Below are 5,389 nucleotides of genomic sequence, written 5' to 3'. Positions count from 1 at the left end.
CCGTGCGCCGGCGGCGGTCGGCCGTGGCCTCGACGGCGCGCACGAAGCGCACGGTGTCCGCGGCCCTGCCGTGCGCGGCGACGCTGGCCGCCCCCTGGTAGTAGGCGGCGAGGGCGGCGCCCTCGTCGGCCGCGTCCGCCAGCAGGCGGCGCAGGATCGCCAGGCCCGCGACGATGTTGTCCGCGGCATCGAGGATGTTGAGCCGGCGCCCGGTCAGCGCGCAGGCCCACTGCCCGGCCGCGGGCGTGACCTGCATGATGCCGATCGCGTTGACGGGGGACACGGTGCGGTGGTTGAGGCCCGACTCCTGCTGGGCGAGCGCGAATGCGAGCTCGGGGCTGACGCCCAGCTCACCGGCGAGCCGCTCGACGGCGGCACCGGCCCAGCGGACGCTCGGGGCGGGCCGGGAGAGCAGGAGGTGCTTGTTGAGCGCGGCCGCGGCGAGCACCTCGGCCGGGTAGTCCGCGCCCGCGATCGAGGCGGGCAGGGCCGGCAGGTCCGCCGGCGGGGCGGGACGACGGCGCCCGCTCGTGGCCCCGGAGCCCTGCAGCGCGAGCACCTCGCCCACGACGATGAGCGAGGACTCGCCCATCGCGTTGGCTCGGCGCAGCTGGCCGGGCGCGATGCCGTGGGTCCAGGCGATCGAGTTGAGCGTCTCGCCCTTGCGCACGCGGTGGCCGGCAGGGCGGGTGGGCGCCGCCTTTTGCGGCAGGGACAGCACCTGCCCGGGGCGCAGCGCGGCGGCCCCGCGCAGCCGGTTGAGCTCGATGAGCGCGGGGGCGGACACGCCGTGCTTCGCGGCGATGGAGAGCAGCGTGTCGCCCGTGCGGACCTGGTAGGTCCGCCCCCCGTGGGTGACGGGGACGGCCTCGGAGACCGTGCCGCGGGTGAAGCCGGCCTCCTCGCCGCCGAGCGGCAGGACGGGGTCCGCGCTCGGCAGGAAGGCAGCGGCAGCCGACCGCGAGGCAGGGGAGGGAGCGGGTGCGGCGGGCGCCTCGGGCGCGTGGGCGAAGTATGAGGCGAGCGCGAGCGGCGACTCAGCGGCGGCCGCGCGCGAGCGGCGCAGCCGCGGCGCGGCCGGGTGGCGGGCTGAATCAGTCATGACCTGCAGTCTCGTTAGGGGAAGTCAGTCTGCGCGTGCGCCGCCCGCGCGAGTGCTCGGGCGACGCCTCCAGCCTACGGGCGGGCGCGGCCCCGGTGCCTGAGGCGCCGCCCCCGGCGTGTCGGAGGGCACGTCCGACCGGGCGCGTCCGGGCGGGGGTGCGCGCTACCCTGGTGGGGTGAGCACAGCAGAAGAACTCGTCGACGCCTGGCTGCCCCTCCCGGACATCGCGGAGGTGACCGGGCTGGGGATCTCCCAGGTCCGCAGGCTCGTGGAGGACCGGGCGATCTGCGGCATCAAGACCGGCGATCCGAAGGTCTTCCGCGTTCCCGCCGCGTTCCTGCTCGACGACGGGGTCGTTCCCGCGCTGCGCGGCACTCTGGTGCTGCTCCACGATGCGGGCTTCGATGACGACGAGTCGATCGCGTGGCTCTTCACCGAGGACGATTCGCTGCCGGGCCGCCCCATCGACCAGCTGCGCGCCGGCGCGAAGGGCGAGGTGCGCCGCCGCGCCCAGGCCCTCGCGTTCTGAGCCGCGCGGCTACGCGGCGCGCCGGGTGAGTCGCCCGGCGTAGGCCCGCAGCGCCGCGAGGTCGGCGTCGCCCAGGCCCAGTTCGCCCAGGCGCGAGAGCGCCGCGGCTGCCGCGTCCTCCTCTGCGCTGATGAGCGCCTCGTGCTCGTCAACCGCGCCCGAGGCGCGCAGCAGCTCGCGCATCCGCCCGAGGTCCGCCGCGCCGATGCCCGGGTCGCCGAGGTGCGCCGTCAGCCACGCCGCGTCCTCGGCGTCGAGCCGGGTGAGCGCCATCCCCACCAGCACGGTGCGCTTGCCCTGCAGCAGGTCGTCCCCGGCGGGCTTGCCGGTGGCCTCCGGGTCGCCGAAGACGCCGAGCTCGTCATCGCGCAGCTGGAACGCCCGGCCCAGCGGCAGCCCGAAGGCGCTGAGCGCGGCCAGCAGCTCCGGCCCCGCCCCGGCCAGCGCGGCCCCCAGCAGCAGCGGCTGCTCGACCGAGTACTTCGCGGACTTGTAGGTCAGAACCTCCATGGCGCGCTCCCGGATGTCGCCCGCGGCGATCGGGGCGGCCTGGATCCGGATGTCGAGGAACTGGCCGAGCATGACGTCGCGGCGCAGGTCGTCGTGGCGGCGCACGGCCTCCGGGGCACCCGCGTGAGGCAGCCCGGTGCGGGCGTGCGCCTGCTCGCTCAGGCTCAGGCAGAGGTCGCCGGCGATGATGGCGGCCGCGGTGCCGAAGTGGGCGGGGGCGCCGCTGAACCCGTGCTCGGCGTGCGAGCGGGCGAACGCCGTGTGGACGGCGGGGCTGCCGCGGCGGGTCTCCGACTCGTCGATGATGTCGTCGTGGATGAGGGCTGCGGCGTGGAGGAGCTCGACGGCCACGCAGGCGTCGTCGATGCCCGGCTGCCGGGCAGCGTCCCCGCCGGCTGCCTCGAAGCCCCAGCGCAGCGCGAGCGCGCGGATGCGCTTGCCGCGCCGGGCGAACGCGAGGATCGGATCGTAGAGCTCCGCGGCGGCGGGGGAGATCCGGGCGGCCTGGGCCGCGGCCTCGGCGAGGAAGGCGGCCAGCCGGGCGTCCACGGCCGCGATGACGGCATCCGGGTCGCTCAGACGCGCGGGCGGGGGGTCCGTGTCAGCGCTGCCGGGTACCATGCAGGTCAGCGTACAGGTCGGGGGAGAAGTGAGTCGAAAGCAGCTGGCCCGCTCGGGTGGGGACCTCTCGCAGCTGAGCGGCGACGACACCGGCTGCACGATCCTCCACCTCGACATGGACTCGTTCTTCGTCTCCGCGGAGCTGCTCTCGCGCCCGGAGCTGCGCGGTCGGCCCGTCATCGTGGGCGGCCGGGCGGGCCGCGGCGTGGTCGTCTCCGCCTCCTATGAGGCCCGCGAATTCGGCGTGCACGCGGCCATGCCCATGTCCGTCGCGGTCCGCAACTGCCCCCAGGCGGTCATCATCCCGCCCTCGCGCGGGCTGTACGGGGAGATCTCGCGCCGGGTCTTCGAGCTCGTCGGCGCCGTGACGGACGAATACGCCCAGGTCAGCGTCGATGAGGGCTATATAGACGTCGCCTCGGCCCAGCGGCGGCTGGGCCGCCCGGCCCAGATCGCCCAGCGCCTGCGCGCGCAGATCGAGGCCGAGACGGGCCTCACCGCATCCGTGGGGGTCGCTGCGACGATGGTCGTGGCGAAGATGGCCTCCGCGCGGGCCAAGCCCGACGGCATGCTCGTCGTGCCAACGGCACAGGTCTCCGAGTTCCTCGGGCCCATGTCGGTCGAGGCGCTGCCGGGGGTGGGCGCGCGGACCCAGGAGGTGCTCGCCTCCTACGGCATCCGCCGCATCGGCCAGCTCGCGCAGGCCGACCCAGCCTGGCTCGGCAGGGTGCTCGGCGCGCACGGTGCGGTGCTGGGCGGCTACGCCCGCGGCCGCGATCGCCGCACCGTCCACGAACGGGCGCGCGACCACACGATCAGCGCCGAGCACACGTTCGGCGCGGACGTCTACCGCCTCGCAGACCTCGAACTCGAGCTGCTCCGGCTGGCCGACACCGTCGCGTATCGGCTGCGCGCCGAGGGTCAGGCTGCCGGAGGTGTGGGCCTGAAGTACCGCACCGGCGAGTTCGCCACCTCCTCGCGCTCGGTCACGCTGCCCGCCCCCACGGACGTCGCCGCCGAGCTGCACGCCGCGCTGCTGCCGGCGCTGCGCACGCTCCACGAGAACAATCGCAAGGGCGTGCGGCTGCTGGGCCTGCGCGCGGCGGACCTCGTGCGCATCGAGGACGCGGGCCGCCAGGAGACCCTCGACGCCGCCGAGCACACGCCGCGGGAGGCCGAGCTCGCGCTCGACGCGGTGCGCGCGAAGTTCGGCAGGACCGCGATCTCGCAGGCCTCGCTGCTGCGCCGGGGGGAGCGCGGAGAGGGCACTGCCCGCTGAGCGGAGGGCAAGGCGAGCTGCGCGGAGGGCAAGGCGCCCTGCCGGGCGGGCGCAGCCGCGGGTGCGGCGGCCCCGGCTGCCGCCGTCAGCGCGCTGCCCGGGAACTCGCAGGCGACGGGCGGAGAATCGGTGGGCCCTCAGGTTCCGTGCCGCGGCGATTGGGGACTATGATGGTGGTACTCTACGACGCGCGCCACAGGGGGTTTGCGATGCCGCTCTCCGATCACGAACAGCAGCTGCTCGACCAGCTCGAGAAGCAGCTGCGCACGGAGGACCCCCGTTTCGCGCACACGATCGCGCAGGCCCCCGCCTCCCAGGGGCCGGGCCTGTCGGCCAAGCGCTTCGTCGCCGGGATCCTCGCCCTCGTCGTGGGCATCGGAATCGCGGTCGCATCGATCTTCTTCCTCGACCTGCCGTTCAGCGCCATCGGCGGGGTGGTCGGCTTCGCCGTCATGGTGTTCGGCGGCTACTGGGCCGTCTCGGGCACTCCGAGCGCGCGAGCGGCGGCCGCCGAGTCCGGTGCCGAGGAGGCACGCGGCGGCACGAAGGCCGCCAAGCGGCCCACCCCCGGGCTCATGGACCGTCTCGAGGACCGCTGGGACAAGCGGCGCGGCCAGGGCTGACGCCCCCGCCCGACTCCTCGATCGCCGGCCGCCGGCGGTGCGCTATCCGCCTCGGTGCGCTGACGCCGCCTAGGGCAACCGGCAGAATTCCCGCGTTCGGCGTCCAATCCGGGTCGCGCTTTCTCTCCGGCCGGTGCCGTACTCTTCTTCTGAGCCCTGAGCCCTGAGCCCTGAGCCCTGAGCCCTGAGCCCTGAGCCCTGAGCCCTGAGCCCTGAGCCCTGAGCCCTGAGGTGACGGCTGCGCGCGCCCCGCCCGCCGCCCGCTCCCCGGGGCGCGGAGGCCACGCGCGTCCGGCGGCGCCTCCCGCCCTACATCGCAGGACAGCGCCGATCGCACCCTCCGCGGCCACGGGCATCACGCCCCCCGGCTCACCGCACCTGCGCGGGCAGCGCAGCGCGCGAGGGACGTAGCGCGAGCCTTATTGCCCGCGCCAGCCGTTCCCGGCCGACGGGGTCAACCGCGGCCGGGCCAACCGCGAACGGACTCACCCGGCGACCAACTCACCCGGCGCCTGGCCGCGCACCGGCCGACTCACCCGCCGCCGCAGCAGCCGGCCCGTCCTGTCCGGCCGCCGAGGTGCCGCCGAGCGGACCCCGGCAGCGCGGCCAGGTTCAGTGCTGGCGCCGCGGGGCCGGGCGGCTGCCCGCCCGGGCACCTGAGCGGGCGAATACGGAGCGGGGCAGCGCCGTTGCCACGGCCCCGCGCACGCGTCCCGAGCGGC

Annotated in this window: 5 protein-coding genes; 3 read left to right on the top strand and 2 right to left on the bottom strand. The window is 75.6% G+C overall.

The window, feature by feature from the left end:
• The coding region (locus GSY69_RS13360) for a LysM peptidoglycan-binding domain-containing protein (RefSeq protein ID WP_160954326.1) at nt 1–1,102 on the bottom strand (1,102 nt) is incomplete at its 3' end.
• 178 nt (nt 1,103–1,280) lie between these two features.
• Here GSY69_RS13360 and GSY69_RS13355 point away from each other — a divergent pair.
• Nucleotides 1,281–1,634, top strand: coding sequence for an Rv2175c family DNA-binding protein (locus GSY69_RS13355; protein WP_160954325.1), 354 nt, complete (start codon nt 1,281–1,283; stop codon nt 1,632–1,634).
• A gap of 9 nt (nt 1,635–1,643) precedes the next feature.
• On the opposite strand, the gene GSY69_RS13350 is transcribed toward GSY69_RS13355, so the two are convergent.
• On the bottom strand, nt 1,644–2,765 hold the full coding sequence (locus GSY69_RS13350) for a polyprenyl synthetase family protein (protein ID WP_160954324.1): 1,122 nt from the start codon (nt 2,763–2,765) through the stop codon (nt 1,644–1,646).
• 28 nt (nt 2,766–2,793) lie between these two features.
• On the opposite strand from GSY69_RS13350, the gene dinB reads away from it, so the two are divergent.
• Both dinB and GSY69_RS13340 read left to right on the top strand, forming a co-directional pair.
• Entirely contained in the window at nt 2,794–4,044 is a 1,251-nt protein-coding gene (dinB, locus tag GSY69_RS13345) for a DNA polymerase IV (RefSeq protein WP_160954323.1), read from the top strand.
• Nucleotides 4,045–4,253: 209 nt separating this feature from the next.
• The gene (locus tag GSY69_RS13340) at nt 4,254–4,667 is read left to right on the top strand and encodes a DUF3040 domain-containing protein (protein ID WP_160954327.1); all 414 of its coding nucleotides are present in this window, start codon (nt 4,254–4,256) and stop codon (nt 4,665–4,667) included.
• Nucleotides 4,668–5,389: the final 722 nt, after the last annotated feature.

This window comes from Brevibacterium rongguiense (assembly GCF_009857845.1).
Lineage (GTDB): Bacteria > Actinomycetota > Actinomycetes > Actinomycetales > Brevibacteriaceae > Brevibacterium > Brevibacterium rongguiense.
This window is presented reverse-complemented; position numbering and strand designations above follow the sequence as displayed.